General features: G+C 73.8%; 25 protein-coding genes. 15 read left to right on the forward strand and 10 right to left on the reverse strand.

From position 1 onward, the window contains the following. The first annotated feature begins 73 nt into the window (after nt 1-73). Complete coding sequence (locus tag ACFY2K_RS37095; protein WP_380524854.1) at nt 74-1,066, forward strand: helix-turn-helix domain-containing protein; 993 nt, start codon at nt 74-76, stop codon at nt 1,064-1,066. 65 nt (nt 1,067-1,131) lie between these two features. Here the strand turns inward: ACFY2K_RS37095 and ACFY2K_RS37100 are convergent, their stop codons facing one another. From ACFY2K_RS37100 to ACFY2K_RS37110, 3 genes are all read right to left on the reverse strand, one after another. Beyond that, nucleotides 1,132-1,941, reverse strand: a complete 810-nt coding sequence (locus tag ACFY2K_RS37100; RefSeq protein WP_380642991.1) for an alpha/beta fold hydrolase — start codon at nt 1,939-1,941, stop codon at nt 1,132-1,134. A gap of 96 nt (nt 1,942-2,037) precedes the next feature. After that, on the reverse strand, nt 2,038-2,763 hold the full coding sequence (locus ACFY2K_RS37105; protein WP_387717090.1) for a hypothetical protein: 726 nt from the start codon (nt 2,761-2,763) through the stop codon (nt 2,038-2,040). Nucleotides 2,764-2,807: 44 nt separating this feature from the next. Next, a complete protein-coding gene (locus tag ACFY2K_RS37110; RefSeq protein ID WP_375889867.1) occupies nt 2,808-3,221 on the reverse strand; it encodes an ATP-binding protein in 414 nt (137 codons plus the stop codon). Between the two features lie 182 nt (nt 3,222-3,403). Here ACFY2K_RS37110 and ACFY2K_RS37115 point away from each other — a divergent pair, with 182 nt between their 5' ends. From ACFY2K_RS37115 to ACFY2K_RS37125, 3 genes are all read left to right on the forward strand, one after another. Further along, nucleotides 3,404-4,240 carry a helix-turn-helix domain-containing protein gene (locus tag ACFY2K_RS37115; protein WP_380524852.1) on the forward strand — a complete coding sequence of 279 codons (837 nt, stop codon included), beginning with the start codon at nt 3,404-3,406 and terminating at the stop codon, nt 4,238-4,240. Continuing rightward, a complete protein-coding gene (locus ACFY2K_RS37120) occupies nt 4,237-4,470 on the forward strand; it encodes a DUF397 domain-containing protein (RefSeq protein WP_387717092.1) in 234 nt (77 codons plus the stop codon). Before ACFY2K_RS37115 ends, ACFY2K_RS37120 begins: the two co-directional genes overlap by 4 nt. A gap of 104 nt (nt 4,471-4,574) precedes the next feature. Next, nucleotides 4,575-6,557: a protein kinase gene (locus tag ACFY2K_RS37125; RefSeq protein WP_387717094.1), complete on the forward strand. Its 1,983-nt coding sequence runs from the start codon at nt 4,575-4,577 to the stop codon at nt 6,555-6,557. A gap of 60 nt (nt 6,558-6,617) precedes the next feature. On the opposite strand, the gene ACFY2K_RS37130 is transcribed toward ACFY2K_RS37125, so the two are convergent. The 6 genes from ACFY2K_RS37130 to ACFY2K_RS37155 all read right to left on the reverse strand — a co-directional run bounded on the left by ACFY2K_RS37130 (nt 6,618) and on the right by ACFY2K_RS37155 (nt 11,404). Then, complete coding sequence (locus ACFY2K_RS37130; RefSeq protein WP_375889877.1) at nt 6,618-6,842, reverse strand: hypothetical protein; 225 nt, start codon at nt 6,840-6,842, stop codon at nt 6,618-6,620. A gap of 77 nt (nt 6,843-6,919) precedes the next feature. Then, nucleotides 6,920-7,126 carry a cold-shock protein gene (locus ACFY2K_RS37135; RefSeq protein WP_375889879.1) on the reverse strand — a complete coding sequence of 69 codons (207 nt, stop codon included), beginning with the start codon at nt 7,124-7,126 and terminating at the stop codon, nt 6,920-6,922. A gap of 376 nt (nt 7,127-7,502) precedes the next feature. After that, entirely contained in the window at nt 7,503-8,420 is a 918-nt protein-coding gene (locus ACFY2K_RS37140; RefSeq protein WP_387717096.1) for a WD40 repeat domain-containing protein, read from the reverse strand. Nucleotides 8,421-8,462: 42 nt separating this feature from the next. Next, a complete protein-coding gene (locus tag ACFY2K_RS37145) occupies nt 8,463-9,962 on the reverse strand; it encodes a PQQ-binding-like beta-propeller repeat protein (RefSeq protein WP_387717098.1) in 1,500 nt (499 codons plus the stop codon). 200 nt (nt 9,963-10,162) lie between these two features. Further along, nucleotides 10,163-10,801 carry a DUF6215 domain-containing protein gene (locus ACFY2K_RS37150; protein ID WP_387717099.1) on the reverse strand — a complete coding sequence of 213 codons (639 nt, stop codon included), beginning with the start codon at nt 10,799-10,801 and terminating at the stop codon, nt 10,163-10,165. 231 nt (nt 10,802-11,032) lie between these two features. Continuing rightward, on the reverse strand, nt 11,033-11,404 hold the full coding sequence (locus ACFY2K_RS37155) for a hypothetical protein (RefSeq protein ID WP_380593305.1): 372 nt from the start codon (nt 11,402-11,404) through the stop codon (nt 11,033-11,035). Nucleotides 11,405-11,548: 144 nt separating this feature from the next. Between ACFY2K_RS37155 and ACFY2K_RS37160 the strand changes: the two genes are divergently transcribed. The 5 genes from ACFY2K_RS37160 (at nt 11,549) to ACFY2K_RS37180 (ending at nt 16,559) form a co-directional block, all read left to right on the forward strand. Continuing rightward, nucleotides 11,549-11,866 (forward strand): ArsR/SmtB family transcription factor, encoded by a 318-nt coding sequence (locus ACFY2K_RS37160; protein ID WP_375889894.1) that lies wholly within the window; start codon nt 11,549-11,551, stop codon nt 11,864-11,866. Between the two features lie 91 nt (nt 11,867-11,957). Continuing rightward, a complete protein-coding gene (locus ACFY2K_RS37165) occupies nt 11,958-13,412 on the forward strand; it encodes a protein kinase (RefSeq protein WP_387717102.1) in 1,455 nt (484 codons plus the stop codon). Nucleotides 13,413-13,646: 234 nt separating this feature from the next. Next, nucleotides 13,647-14,336 carry an alpha/beta hydrolase gene (locus ACFY2K_RS37170; RefSeq protein WP_380524842.1) on the forward strand — a complete coding sequence of 230 codons (690 nt, stop codon included), beginning with the start codon at nt 13,647-13,649 and terminating at the stop codon, nt 14,334-14,336. 203 nt (nt 14,337-14,539) lie between these two features. Continuing rightward, nucleotides 14,540-15,175 carry a hypothetical protein gene (locus tag ACFY2K_RS37175; protein ID WP_380643007.1) on the forward strand — a complete coding sequence of 212 codons (636 nt, stop codon included), beginning with the start codon at nt 14,540-14,542 and terminating at the stop codon, nt 15,173-15,175. Between the two features lie 178 nt (nt 15,176-15,353). Next, nucleotides 15,354-16,559: a serine hydrolase domain-containing protein gene (locus ACFY2K_RS37180; RefSeq protein WP_387717105.1), complete on the forward strand. Its 1,206-nt coding sequence runs from the start codon at nt 15,354-15,356 to the stop codon at nt 16,557-16,559. A gap of 41 nt (nt 16,560-16,600) precedes the next feature. Here ACFY2K_RS37180 and ACFY2K_RS37185 read toward each other — a convergent pair whose 3' ends face one another. Next, nucleotides 16,601-17,470, reverse strand: a complete 870-nt coding sequence (locus tag ACFY2K_RS37185) for a helix-turn-helix domain-containing protein (protein WP_387717107.1) — start codon at nt 17,468-17,470, stop codon at nt 16,601-16,603. A 115-nt stretch (nt 17,471-17,585) separates the two neighbouring features. Here ACFY2K_RS37185 and ACFY2K_RS37190 point away from each other — a divergent pair, with 115 nt between their 5' ends. The 6 genes from ACFY2K_RS37190 to ACFY2K_RS37215 all read left to right on the forward strand — a co-directional run bounded on the left by ACFY2K_RS37190 (nt 17,586) and on the right by ACFY2K_RS37215 (nt 21,063). Continuing rightward, nucleotides 17,586-18,467, forward strand: a complete 882-nt coding sequence (locus ACFY2K_RS37190) for an alpha/beta fold hydrolase (protein WP_387717109.1) — start codon at nt 17,586-17,588, stop codon at nt 18,465-18,467. Between the two features lie 88 nt (nt 18,468-18,555). After that, on the forward strand, nt 18,556-18,912 hold the full coding sequence (locus tag ACFY2K_RS37195) for a DUF6204 family protein (RefSeq protein WP_387717111.1): 357 nt from the start codon (nt 18,556-18,558) through the stop codon (nt 18,910-18,912). 72 nt (nt 18,913-18,984) lie between these two features. Next, nucleotides 18,985-19,530: a MarR family transcriptional regulator gene (locus ACFY2K_RS37200; protein ID WP_387717113.1), complete on the forward strand. Its 546-nt coding sequence runs from the start codon at nt 18,985-18,987 to the stop codon at nt 19,528-19,530. 87 nt (nt 19,531-19,617) lie between these two features. Further along, entirely contained in the window at nt 19,618-19,749 is a 132-nt protein-coding gene (locus tag ACFY2K_RS37205) for a hypothetical protein (RefSeq protein WP_387717115.1), read from the forward strand. Then, nucleotides 19,746-20,078: a sulfurtransferase TusA family protein gene (locus tag ACFY2K_RS37210; protein WP_380524835.1), complete on the forward strand. Its 333-nt coding sequence runs from the start codon at nt 19,746-19,748 to the stop codon at nt 20,076-20,078. The genes ACFY2K_RS37205 and ACFY2K_RS37210 overlap by 4 nt, the downstream gene beginning before the upstream one ends. Nucleotides 20,079-20,136: 58 nt before the next feature. Beyond that, nucleotides 20,137-21,063: a polysaccharide deacetylase family protein gene (locus ACFY2K_RS37215; RefSeq protein ID WP_387717117.1), complete on the forward strand. Its 927-nt coding sequence runs from the start codon at nt 20,137-20,139 to the stop codon at nt 21,061-21,063. Nucleotides 21,064-21,077 lie beyond the last annotated feature (14 nt).

A 21,077-nucleotide genomic window follows, 5' to 3' on the forward strand; every position in this document is an offset into this window, starting at 1 on the left:
AGGGTCGAAGGGTTGACGACCGAAAGGGCGACAAAGCCGACCGTTCCGGCCGGCCGGCAGAGGGGTGGACGGCATGATCCGGCTCACGATCGACTCGACCGGGCTCGCCCGCACCCGGTTCGTCGTCTCCCCGTTGCACGAGGCGGTCAACACCCTGATGGCCGCCTCCGCGCTCAACTCCCGCACCGGCCCGTACGCCTGGGTCGGCCGGACCCGCCGGGTGCTGCGCCGGGAGGGGCTGGAGCTGCTGTCCGGGCTGGCGCTGGAGCGGGCCGGCGGCTACCTCCCCGACTTCCTCGCCCCGCACCCGACCGGCCCGGACCCGACGATCGCCGAGCAGCTGACGGCCGTCCGCCGCGCCGACCCGGAGCGGGTGCTGGCCGAGTTGGACACCGTCCGCCACGGGCTGCCCGCCGCCAACCTGGCCGGCCGGCCGCTGCCGGACGTGGTGCTGCGCACGCTGCGGCGCGGCCCGCGCCACTTCGCCGAGCGGGTCGCGGACGAGCTGGGCCGGTACTGGGAGCTGGCGGTCGCCCCGTACTGGCCGGACGCCCGCGCGGTGCTGGACGCCGAGATCGACCAGCGCGGCCGGCACGTCGCCCGGTACGGCACCGGTTCGCTGTTCAACTCGCTCTCCCCGGAACTCTCCTGGTCGAACGGGATGATCCAGCTGGAGAGCCGCTTCGAGGTGAACCTGCCGGCCCGCATGGTGCTGCTGATGCCGACGCTGGTCAGCCGCTCGATCCACGTCATCCTCGACACGGTCGACGGCTGCCACCGGGCGCCGACGCTGATGTACCCGATCACACCGTCCGTGCCCGCGCCCCGGACACCCGCGCCCGCCCTGGCCCAGCTGGTCGGGCCCACCCGGGCGGACCTGCTGGCCGCACTGGTCGACCCGGCGACCACCGCAGCGCTGGCCGCCCGGCACTTCCTCAGCGCCGGAACGGTCTCGTACCACCTGGGGGTGCTGCACCGCTCGGGGCTGGTCAGCCGGGTCCGCAGCGGGCGGGAGGTGCTGTACCGGCGGACGCCGCGCGGGGAGGAGCTGGTGACGGCGCCCTGAGGAGCGCACCGCGAAGGGCGCATGAGCGGGCGTGTGCTCCCGATTTCGCGCCCCTCAGGTCCGTTTCACACCAATGCGCGCGGGAGCACCACCCGCACCCATTCCTCCGGCTGCGACAGGTGCGGAGCGTGACCGGCGCCCTGGTAGAGGTGCCGTTCCGCCTTCGCGAGGGTGAGGTCGATGATGTCCAGCACCTCGCCGTACATCGGCGGGCTGTCGTCGCTCTGCGTGAGCAGCACGGCCTCGGTGAAGTCGCCGAGCGCGGTCAGGTCCAGATCCAGCGCGTCCGGGTCCCGCAACTCGTCCAGGTAGGTCGGGGCGTTGCGGATGAAGGTGTGCCGCACCGGTGCGGGCAACTGGGCCCACGCCCCCGGCCCGAAGGCGACCGTCTCCACGAACAGCTCCGCCGCCGCGGCCGACTCCGCCTGCTCCAGCAGCTCCCGGACGGCGGCGATCCGGACGGCGAGGGCGGCGGCGATCGGCCGCAGCTCCGGGTCGGTGAGCAGGACGCCGGTGCCCGGCGGCTCGTGCACGGCGATCCCCCGCAGCAGGTCGGGCCGGGCGGAGGCGAGCCGCAGCGCGATCAGCGCACCGTACGAGTTCCCGCAGACGAAGGCCGGCGCGAGGCCGAGGCCCTCGATCAGCCCGGCCAGGTCGGCGGCGTCCTCGTGCACCGAGCCCTGGGTCAGCGGGTCCTCGCTGCGGCTGTGGCCCCGGCGGTCGTAGGCGACGACGGTGGTGGACTCGGCAAGGCCCGGCATCACCCGGGCCCAGGAGTCCGCGTCGGTCCACGAGCCGTGCACCAGGACGACACCGGGGCCTTCGCCTTGGGCCTCGTAGTGCAGCCCGACCCCGTTCACCCTGATCTCGGCCATCACGAGCCTCCCGATGTCGGCGGTGCTCCCTCACCAGCCTGACACAGGCGCGCGGAACGGACAGATCGGTCAGGGCGGTCACAGCGGTCAGAGCGGTCAGATCGGGGACTCGAAGAGGTGCGGCTCCCAGTGACCGAGCCAGGAGGAGGTGGAGGAGGGCAGGGCCAGGCCCTCGGTGGACTCGTCGTAGGGGAGGAAGGAGGTGGGCGCGAACCAGCCCTCGCCGGGGTCGATGCGCAGGCGGAGCAGGCGCAGCGGGCGGTGCAGCGCGAGGTACATGCGCAGGTCGTCGGTGGAGGGGCGGTGCTGTTCGTAGCGCTCCTGGACGCAGCGGCAGATGGTCAGGATGTCGGTGTCGGCGAGGAGGAGGTAGCGGGGGCCGGGCCCGAGGTTCACGCACAGTCGTCGGCGGGCCTTCCGGCGCTCGCCGTAGGGGAGGTTCTGGTGGTTGTCGATGTGGAGGCCGGGGCGCCGGCCGGACTCGGGGAGGACGTGGGTGGTGGACTGCCCGGGCGGGTCGTCGGCGTCACCGAGGGTGACGGGGTGCGGATCGCCGAGGGTCTCGACCAGCGCGGCGAGGGTGTCGCGGTCGGTGACGGTGTCGGGGAGCCGGAACAGCTCGACCAGACCGGAGGCGGGGGTGAAGTAGCCGGGGGCGAACCGCTCGGGGTAGCCGCCGGGGAGGGGCTCCCAGGCGGTGGGGTCGGGGACGGCGGCGCCGGTCTCGTAGTCGGGCTCGAAGTAGAGGCGACGGGGGCGGCCGTAGTCGCAACGGGCGTGCAGGGCGGCGGGGTTGCGGAAGGCGATCGCGGCGGGGTGCATGGCGGGTGGACTTCCTTGCGGGGTGATCGACAGGGGTAGGGAGGTCAGGTGAGGAGGACGCGCGCCCAGACGCGCTTGCCCGAGCCCCGGCGGACGACGACGCCGAAGTCGAGCGAGAGTTCGCGGACGAGCTGGATGCCCCGGCCGCCCTCGTTGAAGCGGCGCAGGCGGGGCTTCTGGAGCGGCAGGTCGAAGCGCGGGTCCCAGACTTCGAGGCGGCAGTCGCCGCTGAACTCCTGGAGGTAGAGGCGGACTTCGCCGTCGCCCTGGCAGGCGTGGACGACGGCGTTGGTGACGAGCTCGGAGCCGATGAGGACGAGGTCGTCGACCTTGTCGCCGCAGTAGCCCCAGAGGCCGAGCTGGTTGCGGATGTGGCGCCGGGCGATGCGGACCGAGGTGGAGTGCTCGGTGAGGGTGAGCTCGGAGGTGCGGAGGAGAGGTGTGCTCAACGCGGACATGGGTGCCCCTTCGCTTCGACACGACGTCAGTTACGTGTCCGTGCGGTCACGTTGAGTGTGGAGGAGTTCGATTTGAGTTTGCAACCCAAACAGCTCCAAAGAGGAAACAAATTAGTTGATCTTGAACGCGGCTAGACTGGACCCACACCCAAGGGAGGGCAGCGTTGGGCACGGACCCGTCAGTGATCAGGAACATCCGCCTCGGAGAAGAACTGCGGCAGTGGCGGCTGGAGAACAACAAGACGCTGGCCGACGTCACCACCGGCTTGAGAGGCTGGAATCCGGCTCGGCTGAGCAAGATCGAACGAGCCCGTCTACCAGTGAGCGCCGCCGACTTGGCCGCCTATCTGGACCACTGCGGAATCACCGGGGATGACCGCGCCGAGATCGAGCATCTCGCCACCGACGGTCCTTCGAAACACTGGTGGGAGGACCACGAGTTCGCCGACACCATCGGCGCCGCTTTCGCGGAGTTCCTCGGACTCGAAGCCGATGCGACACACATGCTCGACTACTACCTGTCCGCGTTCCCCGGTCTGCTCCAGACCGAGAGCTATGCGCGAGAGGTGATCGCCGCCGGTCTCGACGGCCTCAGCGACGACCAGAGTGAAGCCGCCGCAGAGATCCGAGTCCTACGCCAACGGCGGCTGACCGAAGAACCCCGGATCAACCTGGAGGCGTACTTCGGCGAGGTCGCTCTGCTGGTCGGCGGCGATCGCGACATCCTGGCCGGTCAGATCCGTCATGTCATAGAGGTGGCACAGCAGTCGAACGTGACCCTGCGCATGGTTCCGCTGAGCGCAGGACGTCAAGCGATCTTCTCTTCCGGCCTCACGCTGATGCACTTCTCCGGCGAAGAGAGCTTCGTCTTCGTCGAAGCCGTCGGAGGTATGCTCCCGCGTAGGTCGGGACGCGATGTGCGACGAGCCGAACGCGCCTTCGCTCGGCTCAAGCGACACTCCCTGTCGCCGGAGGACACCATCACCACACTTGAGCACAAGTTGGAAGAGTTGACGTGATCAGCAAGCACGACCCCTACTCCCACGATCCCGCTGACGCCGAGTGGGTCAAGTCCCCCTTCTCCGGCGAGTCCAACGGCAACTGCGTGATCATCGCCCGCTTCGACAACGGCGACGTCTGGCTCGGCGACGACAAGAACCCCAACCGCCCCCACCTCGCCTTCAACCACAGCGAGTGGACCGCCTTCACCCAGGCCATCGAAGCCCGCGACCCCCGCTTCACCGCCTAACTGCTCCCCCTGCCCGGCCCGTTCACCAACGGGCCGGGCAGGGGCGTGGGCCGACTCCCCCGTGCGGCTCGCCCGTCGATCAGGCATTGCCTACAGTGACCCGCATGTCTATCGGGGTGGGATACGTGGTCAGCGGCCGGTACCGGCTGGACCGGTTGATCGGGCGCGGCGGCATGGGCCGGGTGTGGGGTGGCCACGATGCCAACCTCGACCGGGTCGTCGCGCTCAAGGAGCTGATGCTCCCGGACGACCTCCCCCCTGAGGAGCGCCGCGAGTTGGTGGAGCGGGCGATGCGCGAGGCCCGCGTCGCGGCCCGGTTGCGGCACGACGGGGTGATCACCGTCCACGACATCATCACCGACGGCGGCATCCCGTGGATCGTCATGGAGCTGGTCCGCGGTTCCTCCCTCGGTGAGGAGGTCCGCGAACGCGGGGCCATGGACTGGCGCCGGGTCGCGGAACTCGGCGCCGCCATGGCCGACGCACTCGCCCACGCGCACGCCGCCGGCGTCGTGCACCGCGACTTGAAGCCGGAGAACGTCCTGCTCGCCGGCGACCGCGCCGTCATCGCCGACTTCGGGATCGCCCGGCTCCTGGACGCCACCACCCAACTCACCCGCACCGGCGTTGCGATCGGCACCCCGCACTACATGTCGCCCGAGCAACTGGAGGGCGTCGAGGCCGCGCCCGCCAGCGACATGTGGTCGCTGGGCGCGACGCTGTACACGATCGTCGAGGGCCGCCGCCCGTTCGACGCGACGACGCTGACGGCGCTGTACGTCTCGATCCTCACCCAGCAGCCCGCGCCGTTCAGGAACGCCGGGCCACTGGCCGATCTGCTGGGGACGCTGCTGAGCAAGGACCCGTCGCTGCGCCCGGACGCGCTCGCGACGGCCGACTCGCTGCGCCGCAGCCTCCGGAGCCCGCTGCCGGGCTACACCCCGACCGTGGTCGTACCGACGAGGGTCGACCACGTCCCGAGCCCGAACCCGAACCCGATTCCGTCTTCGCCTCCGCTTCCGCCTCCGCCGAACCACCCGCCGGTCCAGGGCCCGACCTCGTTGGCGGCCCTGCGGCCGCTGTTCACCTGCACGCCCGAACAGGTCGTCGAGCAGGCGTGGTTGCAGCCGGTCCGCGCCCAGGGCTCGCCCGCACTGGCGGTGTGCCTGCGCGGGCAGGCCCTGGGGCGGCTCTGGTCGTCGGTGGAGGTCCACGGCTTGATGAGGCTGTCGCCGGCCCTGCCGGTGCCCGGGCTGTTCGGCCCGGACGAAGGGGTGGTGCTGGCGGACGGGCCGGACACCGCGGCCCTGACCGTCCTGCAGCGGATGCCGGACCCGTCCTCCCAGGGGCCCCGGCAGGTCCTCGTCGAGGCCGATCTGCGGGGGCAGGCACCCGTCCTCGGCCGACCACTGGACGCACTGGACGCACCGGACGGGTCGCAGCCGTACACCACCGGCGCCGCCTTCCCCCACCAGGGCATACGGGCGATCGCCCTGGCCGGGCCGGGCGTACCACCCTTCGCCCTGACGGGACCGAACCGTCGCCTGCGCTTCGCGGGCGGCGCGCACCCCCGGCAGCTGCTGTCCGCCGCCGAGGGCATCGTGATCGGCTGGGGCGACGGCACGGGCCGGGCCCCGGCCGGTGCCGTCGCCTGGGACGGGTCGAACGGCCGGGTCCTGCACGCCTTCGGTGGCAGCCCGGTGGTGACCGGCCTCGCCCTCAGCACCTCGGGCACGCTGGCCTGCGTGTCCGGCCCGGACGCCGTCGCCGTCCACGAGACGGCCACCGGCACGGAACTCGGCCGCCTGCCGATCGCCACGGCCGGGGGCGAACGGTCCGGGGAACTGGCCCTGGTGTACGACTTCCTCCGGCGGGTCGTCGTGGTTCACGTCCTCGACGGCGCCATCCGGGTCTGGGACCTGAACCAACGCCAGGTCGTCGCCGAACTGCCCGGGCTCGGCGAACGGGCCGTCGCCGCACGGGTGGTGGCGTTCGGCGTCAAGCCCGCTCTGGTGGTCGCCACACCGCGACGGGTCGGCGTGCTGAACCTTCCCGGCCCGAGGTTCGGCACCACGAAACGGCCGTGAGCGCGAGAAGACGGCGCGAGAGGGCGGTGTCCGCTGCCCCGCACCGACTCCGGTGTGACCTCACCCCGGGGGTGACCAGTCCTGGTTCGCGCAGGTCAGCCACCGATCGGCGGCCGCGCGTGCCTGGTCCGCCTGTTCCGGGGTCACGACGCCCTCGGCGTCCGGCGCCCGGTCGAGGAGGTCCCGGACCATCCTCATCTGATCCGCGCTGACGGCCCAGCGCAGCCAGGTCGAGGAGCCGTCCTCGTGCCAGTCCATGATGTTCAGGGTGTGCCGAACGCTCATCATGTCCTCCCGCGTGTCGGCCCGGGCGGGCCCGGGCTCGCCTGGCTCCGGCCCCAGGGCGGGCCCGGGCCGACCCGTCACCCTGCGAGGCGGACGCGTTCGGCCTGCGGTCCCTTCTGGCCCTGGGTGATGTCGAACTCGACCCTCTGGCCTTCCACCAGTTCACGGAAGCCCTGGCTGTCGATGTTCGAGTAGTGCACGAACACGTCCGGACCACCGCCGTCCTGCTCGATGAATCCGAAGCCCTTCTCGGCGTTGAACCACTTGACTGTCCCAGTAGCCATAACCCCTCCTGGGAGAACGAGGCTGCGCTTCGCCAGGTCGGACGAAGCCGGTGCCGGAAGACTCGCCGACAAGAACCGACGTGGACACTCATTCGGCAAAGAGCGGCTACCCGGTTCCACCGTAGATCCCGCACCCAAGCCTGTCCTGCGGAGAGCCCGGAGGCCGGCCCGCACCGAGACACCGCACACGCCCGCCCCCCGACGGACCGCACCGCCGCCCGGCCCCGCGCTCCGCCCTGCGGAACAAGGGGGCCCGCAGAGTCCCCGCCCCCGCGGACCTCTCCCGCCCGACACGGCCCCCCGCCCCAGATCCTGCCGCGCTGCCGTACACCCAACTACCATCCCGGCCCGGCCCGTTCACCAACGGGCCGGGCCGCTACGGCTCACCCACCTGGCCGCTCGGGGCCAGGTCCCACACGCGCAGCATCCCGTCCTGGCTGCCGGAGATCACATGGGGGCGGCTGTCCAGCACCGCGGTCGCCATCGCCCGCACCTTGTCGGCATGGCCGACCACCGGCGCGCCGACCCGCCTGACCGTCGCCGGATCCCACACCTGGAGCGTCCAGTCCTCGCCTCCGCTGACGATGCGGGGGCGGCCTCCGATCGTCGTCGTGACCACCGACAGCACCCAGCCGTCGTGGCCGGTGAGCGGCTCGCCGACCTGCTCGCACGCGGTCAGGTCCCACACCCGCACCGTCCCGTCGTGACCACCGGTGACCGCCACGGGGCGGCCGTCGAGCAGCGCCGTCGCCACCGCCCGCACCCCCTCCTCATGGCCGGTGAGCGGCTCGCCGATCTGCTCGCACGTGGTCAGGTCCCACACCCGCACCGTCTCGTCCCCGCCGCTGGTGACCGCGACGGGGCGGCCGTCGACCACCGCCGTCGCCACGGCCGCCACCGCGGCCGCGTGGCCGGTGAGCGGTTCGCCGACCTGCTCGCACGTGGTCAGGTCCCAGACCCGCGCGGTCCGGTCGCAACTGCCGGTGACCGCCACAGGGCGGCCGTCGACCACCGCCGTCGCCACCGCGCACACCTCGCCGGTGTGGGCGGCGAGGGGTGGGCAGATCTGCCGGCCGGTGGTCAGGTCCCAGACCCGCGCGGTCCGGTCGCAACTGCCGGTGACCGCCAGGGGACGGCCGTCGACCACCGCCGTCGCCACCGCCAGCAGCGGTTCGGTGTGGCCGGTCGCGATACGACGCACGGAGCGGTCGGGCGGGGAGCCGGTGGCCCGCTCGACGCCCCACGGTACGGAGGATTCAGCACCCGGGCGGATGTTCCGCAGATCATCAGACATGACCGGCACAGTAGCCGCGCCCTCGGGTCGCGTCCGGCCCTCTCAGCCCATGCCGCGGACCGGCGGCTCGTCCCTGGTGCCGTCCTCGGCGACGACCGTGAACTCCTCCCGGCCGGCCGCCGAGAGGTCCACCGGGTAGAGCGAGGAGGTGTCGTTGACGTCCAGTTCGCGGCTCTGCCGGCCGGTCGCCGCGTCGATCCGGGCCAGCCGGTCGCGGGTCATCGCCCACACCGACGTCCCGTCGACCAGCACGCCCGTCACCTGGTCGTCCAGGCCCGCCGTCCACTGCTTGGTGCCGTCCGCGAGGGAGTACGCGACCAGCCGCCCGGTGGCGGTGCGGCTCGGGTGCGGGCCGCCGCTGATGCTGACGTCGCCCTGCCGCTCCCCCGGCACGATGAACAGGTCCCCGACCACCACCGCGCCGAGCAGCGGCCGGGCGGTGAACTCGTCGAAGGCGTGGACGCCGCCCAGCATCACATCGAGGTCGTACTCGCCGCCGGAGACCGCGATCGACGCCCGCTGGCGACCCGTCCGGTCGAAGCTGAACACCGCGTGGGTGCCGCGCTCGGCCTGGGCGTCGACCCAGACCACGAGCGGGTCGACGGAGACCACCATGAAGTTCTTGAGCCCGCCCTCGGCCGGCATGGCAGCCCGCGTCCGCCCCTGCCCGTCCCCGGACGCCAGGGTGTGCACGACCGCCGTCCCGTCACCGCACTCCGCGGCCGTCACCACGTCCTGGTCCGCGCCCGCGACCTCGACCGGGGTGCACCCGGTGTCGGGCGCGCTGCGCCACAGCTCCCGGCCGTCGGTCAGCCGGACGGCGCGCCAGCCGTCGGTGCCCTGCAGCACGGCCTGGGCGCCCGCCACCGCGACGAGGTCGGAGTCCGCGGTGTCGCCGTCCCGGGCGGGTGCGTCCACGGTGGCGGTCCAGCCCTGCTTGCCGTCCGCGAGGTCCAGCGAGGTGACCGCCGCGCAGGGCTTGCCGTGCGGGGAGTGCCCGACCAGGCCGATGCCGCCCGCGCCGATCCCCCGGCTCATCGTGCACACGGAGTCGGAGCCGGGCGGCGTCCACTGCCAGGCGACCGCTCCCCCGCTGCTGCGGTAGGCGACCACCTGGTCGGGGCGGACCCGCACCACCAGGCTGCCGCTGGTCCAGCTGCCGACCGCGCGGACGGTGGACGGACGGTCCGCCGGGGCCCGCCAGGCGTCGTTGAGGCCGTCCCCGGCGAAGCCGAGGAAGATCGCCAGCCCCAGCACGGCGCCGACCGCCGCCGCGGGCAGCCCGCGCCTGGGGTGGATCAGCGCCCAGACGAAGCCGGCGCCGCAGGGCAGCAGGCCGAGGATACTGACGGCGCCCAGGTAGCCCAGGCTGTCGCCGCCGAACCCGTTCGCGGGGCCGAACAGCACGGCCAGGCCCATGCTCGCGAACATGGCCCCCAGCACACCGCCGGTCAGTACCGCCCCGGTCTCCCGGTGCTCGGCGAACCTGGCTGCCCACCTCGTCCTTGCCCGGACGACGCTGTCCTCGGGCCGCTCGGCCATGCCCGTCTCTCCCCTGCGAAGCGCCGCCCCCGCAGTGGGACGTCGATCATCGGATCGTCGCAGAACGGGGCAAGATCCTGAACAAAGAGCAGGGAAAACCACGTCCTTCCCTGCACATGGGAGGCCCTGACCGGCGCGATCGTGACGAATCGCGCCCCACCGCCCCACCAGCCGCCCACACCTGCGGCGCTTACGACCGGTCAGCCCGCCTCCCAGCCCGGGAGGCCCGGCAGCACCGCCTCGGCGAGGCGGTAGAGGGCGGCGTCGTCGATCGGCAGCGAGTCCTTGCGCCAGGCACTCACCTCGAAGCTGCCGCCCGTCCCGTCCGGGTTCTTCGCGACGGCGAGCGCGTGGGCGGGGGCGCCGGTGCCCGCGGTGGACTTGCCGCCGCCGAGGGCGAAGGAGAACGTCATCGTGGGGGTGCGGTAGAACATCGCCTTGTGCCCGAGGACGGGTGCGCGCGGGTCCGCCGGCGGGTACAGCCGGGCGTAGTCGTCCACGTCGACGTCCGCGCTGTCGGCGAGCTGGACGTAGAGCTCGCCGAACTGCACCTCCGCCGCACCGTAGGCGTCCTTGTCCAGGGCCGACCCGCCGCTCAGCGTCATCCCGGCCTGCGCCACCAGCACCCGCTCCTTCGGCACGCCCATCAGCACCGGCAGGTCGGGGCGGTTGAGCGCGGCGCACAGCGCCGGGTACCTGGCCGAGTCCGTCGGCTTCGCCGGACTGCACTTCGCCGGCGTGTTGCTCGGCCCGAAGCCCCGGCCGTCCCCGGTCAGGTACCAGAGGCCGGCGAACAGCGCCCCCACCAGGACGACCGCGAGGGCGACCTGCACGCCCACCCGCGGCGCCCGGCCGTCGGCTCCGGGGCCGGGGCCGGGTTCTGCCTCCGCCGCAGGCCCTGCCTCAGACCCTGCCTCCGGCCCGGGTTCCGCCTCCGGCTCCGGCTCCGGCTCCGGCTCCGGCCCGGTGGTGCCGGCCTCCACTATTCCCCCACGATCACCAGTCACCGGCGGACCCTACCCCCGGAAACGCCCGTCCGCACCGGCAATTTCCCCGGCCCCGACGTCGCGTCAGTCCGCGAAGACCGGCCGGTCCTTCACGAACTCGACGTACTCGAACACCGCCCCGCCCGGGTGCCGGACGGTCGCGTTGCGGCCGGTCGGCACCTCGTTGGGGCCGTCCAGCAGTTCGCCCCCAAGGGTGGCCAGCAGGGGCCCGAGGCCGTCCAGGTCGTCGACCAGCAGCGTGCTCTGCACCCTGCGGAAGCGCGCCACCGCCTCCTCCGGGCCCGCGACGACCAGCAGACCGCCGATCCGCGCGACCTCCACCCCGGCGTACGGGAAGCGCAACCCCTCGCGCTCGCCGGTGAGTTCGCGCAGCGTGGGCAGGGCGGCCTCCAGGTCGTCCACGTAGACCCGGGCCAGAGTCTCCAGCACCTTCATCGTCACAACCTCCGGAGGATCCACTCGACCACCAAGATCAGTTCGGCTTTCCCGAACTGTCGAACTGAGATACTAGACAGCGCGCCGCCCCGCCGCCAGGGCCGGCCGGAGCCACCGAGGAACCCGAGGAACCCGAGGACCCAGATGCGGACCCTGCCCCAGCCCCACCCCGAGGACTTCGACCTCGCCACCGTCCTGCACGCCCTCGGCGACCCGGTCCGGCTCGAACTCGTCCGCCGCCTCGCCGAGGAGGGCGAGACCACCTGCAGCCCCGAGGGGCTCACCGTCCCCAAGTCGACCCTCTCCAACCACTGGCGGATCCTGCGCGAGGCCGGCCTGGTCACCGTCCGCACCAGCGGCAAGGCCCGCCTGGTCACGCTCCGCCGCGACGCGCTCGACGCCCGCCTCCCCGGCCTGCTCGGCGCCGTCCTGGACGAGCTGACGCCCGCCCGCGCCGGGTGACGAACGCCCGTGCCCCCGGGGTAGGTTGAAACGGACCGGGGCACGGGCGCCGGAGCGGGGCACGGGCGCCGGAGCGCGGAAGGGGCGGGGGATGCAGCCGGGCGAGGTACTCGACGGGCGGTACGAACTGGTCGAGCAGATCGGCGAGGGCGCCTTCGGCGCGGTCTGGAAGGCCCGCGACGCGCGCATCCGACGCCTCGTCGCCGTCAAGGTGCTGCTCCCCGGTGCCACCGGTGGTGCCGGCTCCGGAAAGGACGCCGCCCGGTTCGCCCGGGAGGTGGCCACCGCCGGCGCGCTCAACCACCCGTCCATCGTCACCGTGCACGACTTCGGGCAGCACCGCACCGCCGACCGCCCGGTGTTCTTCCTGGTCATGGAGCTGCTCGACGGCGCCCCGCTCAGCCGCCACCTGGCCGCCGGGCCGCCACCGCTGCCCCTGGCCCTCGACTGGGCCGCCCAGATCGCCGGGGCACTGGCCACCGCGCACCGGGCCGGGGTCGTCCACCGGGACGTCAAACCGGCCAACGTGATGGTCCAGTCCGCCGGTGCGGTCAAGGTGGTCGACTTCGGCATCGCCCGCACCGGCACCGCCGACGACGGCGTCACCAGCACCAACGTGATCGTCGGCACCCCCGCCTACATGGCCCCCGAGCGCTTCGAGAACCGCGCCCTCGACGCCCGCTCCGACCTCTACGCCTTCGGCTGCCTGCTGCACGAACTCCTCACCGGCCGCCCGCCGTTCAGCGGCACCCTGTACGAGCTGATCCGGATGCACGGCGAGGTCCCGCCGACCGCCCCCGGTGCCCTGCGGCCCGGACTGCCGGCCGAACTCGACGCCCTGGTGCTGGACCTGCTCGCCAAGGACCCGGCCCACCGACCGGCCGAGGCCGACGGCGTCGCCGAACGCCTGCGCCGGATCGCCGAACCGCCACGGACCGCAGGGCACCGGCCCACCCTCCTGGACGCCCGCACCGCCGAACCGGACCCGTACGTCCTGGCCCGCCGCCAGGAGGCGGACGCCCTGCTCGACCGCGCCCGCACGGAAGTCGCCCGGCTCCGCGAGCAGTTCGAGGCCGAGGCCGCCTTCCTCCGCCGCCAGGCCGAGCAGGACATGGCCGAGATCCGGACCCTCACCGAATCCGCGGCGCAGCAGATCATCGCCGACGCCCGGGCCCGCGGCGAGCAGCTCGAACGCGAATCCGCCGCCCGGGCCGCGGCCGGCCTCCAGCAGCGCGGCGGGAGCGAGCAGCGCGGCGGGACCGAGCAGCGCGACGACCTGCTGAGCCGCCAGGCCGACAAGCTCCGCGGCGACGCCGAGCAGCTTCGGCACAGCGTGGACAACGCCCGACGGCAGGCCTCGGACTTCCTGGCCGACGCGGCGGCCAAGGTCGGGCTCGGCCCGGCCCCGGAGCCCCGGCAGCAGCCGATCGCCCCGCCCGCACAGCAGCGGCGGCGGCTCCCGAGCGTGCAGGAGCTGCTCGGGAACCGCTCCCGGGCGGCCGGGCGGAACGGGTCGGGGGCGGACCGCGAGCGGCCCGGCGAGTAGACCAACTCCCGCTTCCACCACACGAGTCGGTCAAGGGCCGAGCCTGACCCGCCGTCGGCGCCGCCCCTCGCCGTCCTGCCCGTACCCAGGTGAGCGGCTGGACCCCGCGGGCGCTCCTCACGCACCGCGACCCGCCGCCGGAACCGTAGAATCCGGCTGTCCCCATCCGGACACCACCACCCCAGACCGTCACCCCCGACCGTCACCCCCGACCGTCCACCAGGAAGGACCGGCGTGTTCCGAGCGCAGCGCCCGCACACCGCACAGCTCACCCCGTGGGAGGGCGACGGACCGGTCTCCGGCGTCGCCCTGCTGCTGCCCGGCGGGTTCCTCCGGAGCAAGCGCGGACCACTGCGGATCGCCGAACTCGGCCTCCAGGGTCTCGCCACCGAACTCACCGACCGCGGCCGTCCACACGGGCTGGCGGTGCACCTGCTGCACTACCGCTACAGCGGCTGGAACGGCGCCGACGCCGACACCGCGGTCGACACCCGCTGGGCGCTCGACGAACTCGACCGCCGCTACCCGGGCGTGCCGGTGCTGCTCATCGGCAACTCGCTCGGCGGGCGGGCCGCGTTCTGGTGCGCGGGGCACCCGAACGTCGTCGGGGTGGCCGGGCTCGCCCCCTGGCTGCCCACCGGCGACCGGGTCGACCAGCTCGCCGGGCGACGGGTGCTGATCGTGCACGGCACCGCCGACCACAGCGCGGCCAACGCCGCCCAGTCCCTGGAGTACGCGCTGCGCGCCCGGGAGGTCGCGCCCGACCTCGCGCGGTACGAGGTGCCCGGCGGGAGCCACTACCTGGTCCGGCAGAGCGCCGACATCAATGCGCTGATCACGGACTTCGCCCTCACGGTGCTGGGCGCCGAGGCCGCGCCGCTGGCGACGGGTGCGGTCTGCACCCGGCTGCCGGCCCGGGCGTAGCCGGGGGCGGGCTCCCAGGCCGTCCGGCGTCCGGCGTCCGGCCCGGCCCGGCCCGGCCCGGCCCGGCCGATCGGCAGGGCCGGACGCCGAACCCGGTGGATCGGTTATGCCGATCGGCACATGTGGGGAGAGGGTCCCGGCGGCCAGTCTTGGAGTCACCGAGACGGCGGCCACCGGGGCCGCCGGAGAAGGGGGTCTCCACCGTGTTCCGCTTCGCCCGTACCTTCCGCAAGGTCTCCGCCCGGGCCGCCCTCGCGGCGCTCGCCCTCGTGGCGCTCACCGCACCGGCACCGGCGGGTGCGACCCCCTCCACCGCCCCTTCCACCGACCCCACCGCCACCCTCACCGCCCGGGTCAGTGGATCCGGCCGGATCCACTACGCCCCCCGCCCGGACGACGAGATCCGCTTCACGGTCGACGCCGTGGCCGCCCCCGGCAGCCGCCCACTCCCCGGCATCCCGCACGGTCTGCCCACCGACGCCCGGGGCACCGTCCACTTCTCCCACCGCGTGGTCGGGACCGGCGAAGTCCGCCAGGCCGACGCCGCGGTCGACTGCCTCGCCACCGGCGGCCCCGTCGCCACCCTGACGGCCGTGATCACCAAGTCCGACGCCATGCCGGTCGGGCAGCGAATAGGCCTGAGCATCTACGACGCCCCCGGCCACGGGCGGGACCGCCTCGGCTTCTCCTGGGGCGTGGGCAACGTGGACGTGGACAAGGACGGCAAGCCCTACCAGCCCGTCGTGGGCACCTGCATGGCGCTGGCCCCCTTCGCCCCCGTCACCAGCGGCGGCTTCACGGTCCACTCCGTCGAACTGCCCACCCCGTCCGGCCCCTGACCCGGCCCGAAGCAGCTGCCGTGCCGGTGGCCGCTGTCCTGGGCGGCCGTCTGCACCAGCGCGTACCGGACCCGCCCGCACGCCCCCGAGGCGAAAGGAACTGACCGACCGTCACCCCGCGTCCCCCTCCAAGGCTGCCACCGCAGAACCCGCCCGCCCCACCAGCCCCGGAGAACCCATGCCCATCGCCCAGCGCACCGCCCTCGCCCTCGGCGGCCTGCTCCTCGCCGCCACGCCAACGGCCGCCCTGGCCGACGACACCGCGCCCCGGGGCGGCCCCGACCGAGCCGCCCTCAACGCCGCCATAGCCACCCGACCAGGGGATCCCACCGCGGGTGCGCTCGCCCGGGTGACGGTCGACGGTCGGACCTGGCGCGGCACGGCCGACGACCGAGTGAGCGGGCAGCCGGTCGCCCCGAACGCCGCCTTCCGGATCGGCAGTATCAACAAGACCTTCGTCGCCGCCGTGGTGCTCCAGCTCGCCGCCGAGCAGCGGATCGACCTGGACGGCACCGTCCAGCAGTACCTGCCCGGGGTGCTGCCCGACGGGGCGAACGGCAGCCCGGTCTACCCGGCGGTCACCGTCCGCCAACTCCTCGACCACACCAGCGGGCTGCCACAGGCCGTGGAGGGCCCGGCCGGAGTCAAGGACGGCGACAACGACGGCCTGATCGCCCAGCGCTTCGGGGTCGAGACCTTCGACGAGGTCGTCCAGCGCACCCTGCGGCCCACCGACCGGCCCTGGCCCGTACCGACCACGCCGGGCGCCGAGCAGGAGTACAACAACTTCAACTACCGCCTGGCCGGCCTGCTCATCGAACGCGTGACGGGCCACCCGCTCCAGCAGGAGGTGACCACCCGCATCCTCGAACCCCTCCACCTGCGGCACACCGAACTGACCGGGGGCGCGCCGCAGATGCCCGAACCGCACCTGGCCGGATACCTCGACAGCAACGCCGGCGTCCCGACGGACGTCTCCGAGCAGGGCGGCAACTCCGAATCGATGGTCTCCACCCCGGCCGACCTGGACCGCTTCCTGCGCGCCCTGTTCGACGGCGAGCTCCTGCCCCCGCAGCAACGGCACGACCTGTTCGCCCTGCCGCACGACGCCTCCGGGCATCTGCTGCCCTACCGCGGCACCGGGGACTGCCAGTTGGGGCCGGACAAGGGCAAGGCCTGCTACAGCGCCGGGCTGCTGTCCCTCCCACTGTCGGACGGCACCGTGGTCTGGGGAAAGACCGGGCACGATCTCGGCTACTCCGGAGGCGTGTTCGCCACCGCGGACCTGCGCAAGCGCCTGGTCTACTCCGTCGGCTCCAGCGGTGGCACGCCGCCCCAGGCCCTGCGCCTGGCCGCCACCGTCTTCGGCCCCTTCGCCCGCTGACCTTCATCAACGCGACCTTCATCAACACCTCCCCCACCGGTTCAACGCCCGGCCGCGGCCTCGCGCCAGCGGCCGGGCGACTCCCCGGCGAGCCGTCGGAAGAAGGCGGCGAAGTTGGCGGCGTCGTCGAAGCCGACCCGCTCCGCGCACCGGGCCAGCGGCAGGTCCGTGTGCGCCAACAGCCGCTCGGCCTCCAGCAGGATGCGCTCGTCCAGGAAGCGCTTCGCCCCGAGCCCACTGGCCGCACGGCTCGCCCGGGTCAAGGTCCGCACGGTGCAGCCGAGTTCGCGGGCGTAGTCGGCGACGTGGTGCCGCCGGGCGAAGCCCTCCTCGACCGCCGCACGGTACCGCCGGAAGACCTCCCGGTCGCCGGCCGCCGCCGACGGCCGCAGCGCTTCGGGCGGGCCCGCCCGGAGCAGCAGCGCCGCCAGCAGGTGCCCGAGCAACGCCCTGGAGAAGGGCTCCTCCCGGGCCACCGCAGCCGCGTGCTCCCGCGCCAGGTGCTCGACCCCGGCCAGCACCAACCCCCAGTCCTCCTGGTCCACCTGCCAGCAGGACGCCCCGAACGCGGCAACCCCGGCAGCCCCGGCCACCCCAGCTGCCTCGGCTACCCCGACCGCTCCCGCCAGGACCTCCGGCTCGAACAGCACCAGCGGCCCGTCCACCCCGTCGACCTCCGCCCACCGGTGCACCACACCCGGGCGGATCCAGACCACGCTCCGCTCCCCCAGCGGGTGGTCGACGAAGTCCGCCACCTGCCGGCCGCGGCCCGACCGCACCAGCGCCAGCACATGGAAGTCCGGCCGCTGCGGCCGCTCCCGGCGCCGGGCCCGGTCCATCCGGCGCAGTCGCTCGAAGCTCAGCACCTCCACCCCGAACCCCGCCGACCCGGCCTCCGGGCTGTACCGCACCTGCCGAATCCCGGGCACGTGTCCGCTTTCCACCATCACCGTGCACCTTTCGACCGGGCCTCAGGCCCACTCCTGACCGTAGCCTCCGAGGAGTACCCCTCCCGAGGAGACCACCATGCTGCCGGAATCCACCATCCGCCCCGCCCCTGCCTCTGCCCTTCCCCACACCCCCGTCCCTATCCCCGTCCCCGTCCCCGTCCCCGTCCCCGTCGACGGCGGCACCCTCCAGGCCCAGTGCCAGGGGCGGGGCGGCCCCACCCTGGTCCTCGCCCACTACTGGGGCGGCTCGGCCCGCACCTGGGACGCGTTCGTCGGCCACCTGCCACCCGAGCGCAGCACCGTGCGCTACGACCAGCGCGGCTGGGGCCGGTCCCGCGCGCTGCCCGGCCCGTACCACCTGGAACAGCTCGCCGAGGACCTCCTCGCCGTCACCCGCCGGCTCGACCTGGACCACTTCGTCCTGGTCGGCCACTCCATGGGCGGCAAGGTGTGCCAACTCGCCGCCGCGCGGCGGCCGGAGGGCCTGGCCGGGCTCGTCCTGGTCGCCCCCGCCCCACCGCGGCCGGCCCCCACCGCCACCCTCGACCACCGGCAGGCGCTCGCCCACGCCTACGACTCGCCGCAGTCCGCGGGCCATGCCCTCGACCACATCCTGACCGCCGCCCCGCTGCCACCGGAGGTCCGCGCCGCCGCCGTCCAGGACAGCCTGGCCGCCGACGTCCCGGCCCGCGAGGAGTGGCCACTGCACGGCCTCGCCACCGACATCACTGCCGCCAGTGCCCGGATCCGGGTACCCACCTTGGTCCTGACGGGCCGACACGACCGGGTCGAGCCGGCGGACCTGCTCCGCACCCATCTGCTCCCCCACCTCCCGCCCGCCCGCCTCACGGTCGTCCCGGACGCCGGCCACCTGCTCCCGCTGGAAGCGCCCGCCGCCCTCGCCGACGCCGTCGAGTCCTTCACGGCAGGCCTCCCCACCCCGGCCGACCACCGGTGACCCGACCCGTCCCCGCCCCTCCCGCCCCTTCCCCTCGACCGCGAAATCGCATTGGCGGTCCGCCACCTCCACTGCCTATCGTCGGGGCATGACCACCCGAACCTTCCGCATCATGGTGCGCGGCGTCTTCGACGGGCTCAGCGACGAGCAGCGCGCCGAGCTCCTCGCCGCCGCCCCCGAGCACGACGTGCTGCACGCCGCCTTCACCCGCGCGGGCCACCTCAGCTACGACCTCGCCGCACGCACCGCCTTCACCTTCCGCTTCCTGGACGAGGGCGAGGCCGAGGAGGACATCCTGGAGGCCACCGAGCGGGCCGAACAGGTCGCGCAGTCCTGGCTGACGGACCGCGGCTACGGCTACAAGAACCTCCGCTCCCAGGCCGAGGACCTCTCCCAGGCGCCACTGGGCAAGCGCCAACGCCGAGCCGCCAACACCACCGGCTGACCGACCCCCTCCCTCTGCCACCTCCTTGACGGCTCCGCCCGTGCATATACTTGAGCAGTCAAGGAGGTGGCAATGACAAACCTCACGAGCCCCAGCCCCGGCCCCAGCACCCGTCCCAGCCCCAGCACCAACCCCGTCCCGAGCCCCGACACCACCCCCCGCCCCGACCCGCTCGACACCGCACTACGCCTGGTCCGCGCCCAGACCGCCGTGGTCAAGCGCTTCGACGCGAGCCTCAGCGGCCTGCACGGCGTGAGCCTGTCCGACTTCACCCTGCTGCTGCACCTCGCCCAGGCCCCCGGCGGCCGGATGCGCCGGGTCGACCTCGCCGAGGCCCTCGGCCTCACCGCCTCCGGCGTCACCCGCGGCCTCGCCCCGCTGGAGCGGATCGGCCTGGTGACCCGCGAGGCCGCCGCCCGCGACGCCCGGGTCGCGTACGCCGCCCTCACCCCGACCGGTCGCGAGCGGCTCGCCGAGATGCTGTACACCGCCCGCCAGGTCGCCACCGAGCACTTCGCCGCCGACCAGTGGAGCGGCGAGGACCTCACCCGGCTCTCCGCCCTGCTCACCCGCCTCGGCGGCACCGCCCCCGAACACCGCCACATCCCGAAGCCCTAGGCTGGACCCGAAACACCGGCACCATGGCCACCAACAGCACCACCAGCCCTACCCGCACCACGCCTCACCTCCGCGAAGGGCACCACCATGACCCGCACTCCCGGCCCGCCGCCCGGCGCGGCGCCGCGCCGGGAGCCCGCCCTCGCCGAGGTCCACGCCTTCGAGGAGGGCGACCTGCCCCGCCACCTCCGGCGCATCACCCAGGAGACCCCCCGATGACCACCCCCGACGACGCTGTTCGCCCCGCCGCCGACGGTACGGCTCCCGAGCTCACCGTCGACGGCACCGGCCTGCTCTGCGTCCAACTCCTGCTCCGCCTGCGCAAGCAGATCGCCCACCTCCCGGCCGGGGCCGTGGTCCACATCCTGACGACCGATCCGGCCGCCCCGCTCGACCTGCCCGCCTGGTGCCACCTGACCGGCCATGAGTACCTCGGCCCGGTCCCCTCCCCGGCGCCGGACCACGACGTGTACGCCCTGCGCCTCACCTCCGCCCCCGTCCAGACCCGCCCCGACCGCCCGTGGCACCCCACCCCCACCACAGACTGAGCCCGACCGAGCGGAAATCCCCGCGCGCCGACCACCCCTCCCGGTGAAGACTGCCCCCATGCCCACCGCAGTCCCCGCCCCGGACGGTCCGCGCGCCAACCACCTCCTCGGCCATCCTCCCGAGGCCCGCCTCCTGCTGCTCAACTGCGACGACCTCGGCCTGGACGAGTCCGTCAACCTCGCCGTGATCGAGGCGGTCCGCCAGGGCATCGCCGCCTCCGCCAGCCTGATGACCCCCTGTCACGCCGCCCCGCACGCGCTCCGCCTCCTGCGCCGCCACCCGGAGATCCCCTTCGGCGTCCACCTCACCCTGGTCTGCGAGGCACCGCACCTGCGCTGGGGCCCGCTCACCGCCCGCGACCGGGTGCCCTCCCTCCTCGCGCCGGACGGCGGGTTCCACGCCCCCACCCCGGCCGGCCGGACCGCGCTCACCGCGAACGCCCGGATCGACGACGTGGAGCGCGAGTTCCGCGCCCAGATCGACGCCGTCGGGGCGAGCGGCCTCAGCCCGACCCACCTGGACTTCCACTGCCTGGCCGACGGCGGCCGCGAGGACGTCCTCGACCTCGCCCTCGCCCTGGGCGCCGAGTACGACCTGGCGGTGCGGGTCTGGCTGCCGCCCGCCCTGGACCGGCTGCGCCAGCGCGGGCTGCCGGTGGTCGACCACGGCTTCCTCGACAGCTTCGCCGTACCGGTAGAGGACAAGCCCGCCCACTACGCCCGCCTGCTCGCGGCCCTCCCGCCGGGCCTGACCGAGTGGGCCGTCCACCCGGGCCTCGCCACCGGCCCCGACGAAGGCCGGCCCGTGCGCCGCAGTGACTACGAGTTCCTGGTCTCCCCCGAGGCCCGCCGCCTGCTCGCCGAGCACGCGATCACCGTGCTCGGCTACGACGCCCTCCAGCAGGCCTGGCGGACCGCCCGCGAGCGGCCCACGCCAGGCGCCCCCGTCGGACCGGTGTGCCACGATGAGGAGAACGTAACGTAACGGCCCGGCTCCAC

This window comes from Kitasatospora sp. NPDC001309 (assembly GCF_042896295.1).
GTDB lineage: Bacteria > Actinomycetota > Actinomycetes > Streptomycetales > Streptomycetaceae > Kitasatospora.

Bases quoted from the DNA above. Each gene is read 5' to 3' on its own strand.
- ACFY2K_RS37095 (WP_380524854.1), top strand. From the start codon at position 74: ATGATCCGGCTCACGATCGACTCGACCGGGCTCGCCCGCACCCGGTTC.
- ACFY2K_RS37100 (WP_380642991.1), bottom strand. From the start codon at position 1,941: ATGGCCGAGATCAGGGTGAACGGGGTCGGGCTGCACTACGAGGCCCAA.
- ACFY2K_RS37105 (WP_387717090.1), bottom strand. From the start codon at position 2,763: ATGCACCCCGCCGCGATCGCCTTCCGCAACCCCGCCGCCCTGCACGCC.
- ACFY2K_RS37110 (WP_375889867.1), bottom strand. From the start codon at position 3,221: ATGTCCGCGTTGAGCACACCTCTCCTCCGCACCTCCGAGCTCACCCTC.
- ACFY2K_RS37125 (WP_387717094.1), top strand. From the start codon at position 4,575: ATGTCTATCGGGGTGGGATACGTGGTCAGCGGCCGGTACCGGCTGGAC.
- ACFY2K_RS37130 (WP_375889877.1), bottom strand. From the start codon at position 6,842: ATGAGCGTTCGGCACACCCTGAACATCATGGACTGGCACGAGGACGGC.
- ACFY2K_RS37135 (WP_375889879.1), bottom strand. From the start codon at position 7,126: ATGGCTACTGGGACAGTCAAGTGGTTCAACGCCGAGAAGGGCTTCGGA.
- ACFY2K_RS37140 (WP_387717096.1), bottom strand. From the start codon at position 8,420: ATGTCTGATGATCTGCGGAACATCCGCCCGGGTGCTGAATCCTCCGTA.
- ACFY2K_RS37145 (WP_387717098.1), bottom strand. From the start codon at position 9,962: ATGGCCGAGCGGCCCGAGGACAGCGTCGTCCGGGCAAGGACGAGGTGG.
- ACFY2K_RS37155 (WP_380593305.1), bottom strand. From the start codon at position 11,404: ATGAAGGTGCTGGAGACTCTGGCCCGGGTCTACGTGGACGACCTGGAG.
- ACFY2K_RS37160 (WP_375889894.1), top strand. From the start codon at position 11,549: ATGCGGACCCTGCCCCAGCCCCACCCCGAGGACTTCGACCTCGCCACC.
- ACFY2K_RS37165 (WP_387717102.1), top strand. From the start codon at position 11,958: ATGCAGCCGGGCGAGGTACTCGACGGGCGGTACGAACTGGTCGAGCAG.
- ACFY2K_RS37180 (WP_387717105.1), top strand. From the start codon at position 15,354: ATGCCCATCGCCCAGCGCACCGCCCTCGCCCTCGGCGGCCTGCTCCTC.
- ACFY2K_RS37190 (WP_387717109.1), top strand. From the start codon at position 17,586: ATGCTGCCGGAATCCACCATCCGCCCCGCCCCTGCCTCTGCCCTTCCC.
- ACFY2K_RS37195 (WP_387717111.1), top strand. From the start codon at position 18,556: ATGACCACCCGAACCTTCCGCATCATGGTGCGCGGCGTCTTCGACGGG.
- ACFY2K_RS37200 (WP_387717113.1), top strand. From the start codon at position 18,985: ATGACAAACCTCACGAGCCCCAGCCCCGGCCCCAGCACCCGTCCCAGC.
- ACFY2K_RS37205 (WP_387717115.1), top strand. From the start codon at position 19,618: ATGACCCGCACTCCCGGCCCGCCGCCCGGCGCGGCGCCGCGCCGGGAG.
- ACFY2K_RS37210 (WP_380524835.1), top strand. From the start codon at position 19,746: ATGACCACCCCCGACGACGCTGTTCGCCCCGCCGCCGACGGTACGGCT.
- ACFY2K_RS37215 (WP_387717117.1), top strand. From the start codon at position 20,137: ATGCCCACCGCAGTCCCCGCCCCGGACGGTCCGCGCGCCAACCACCTC.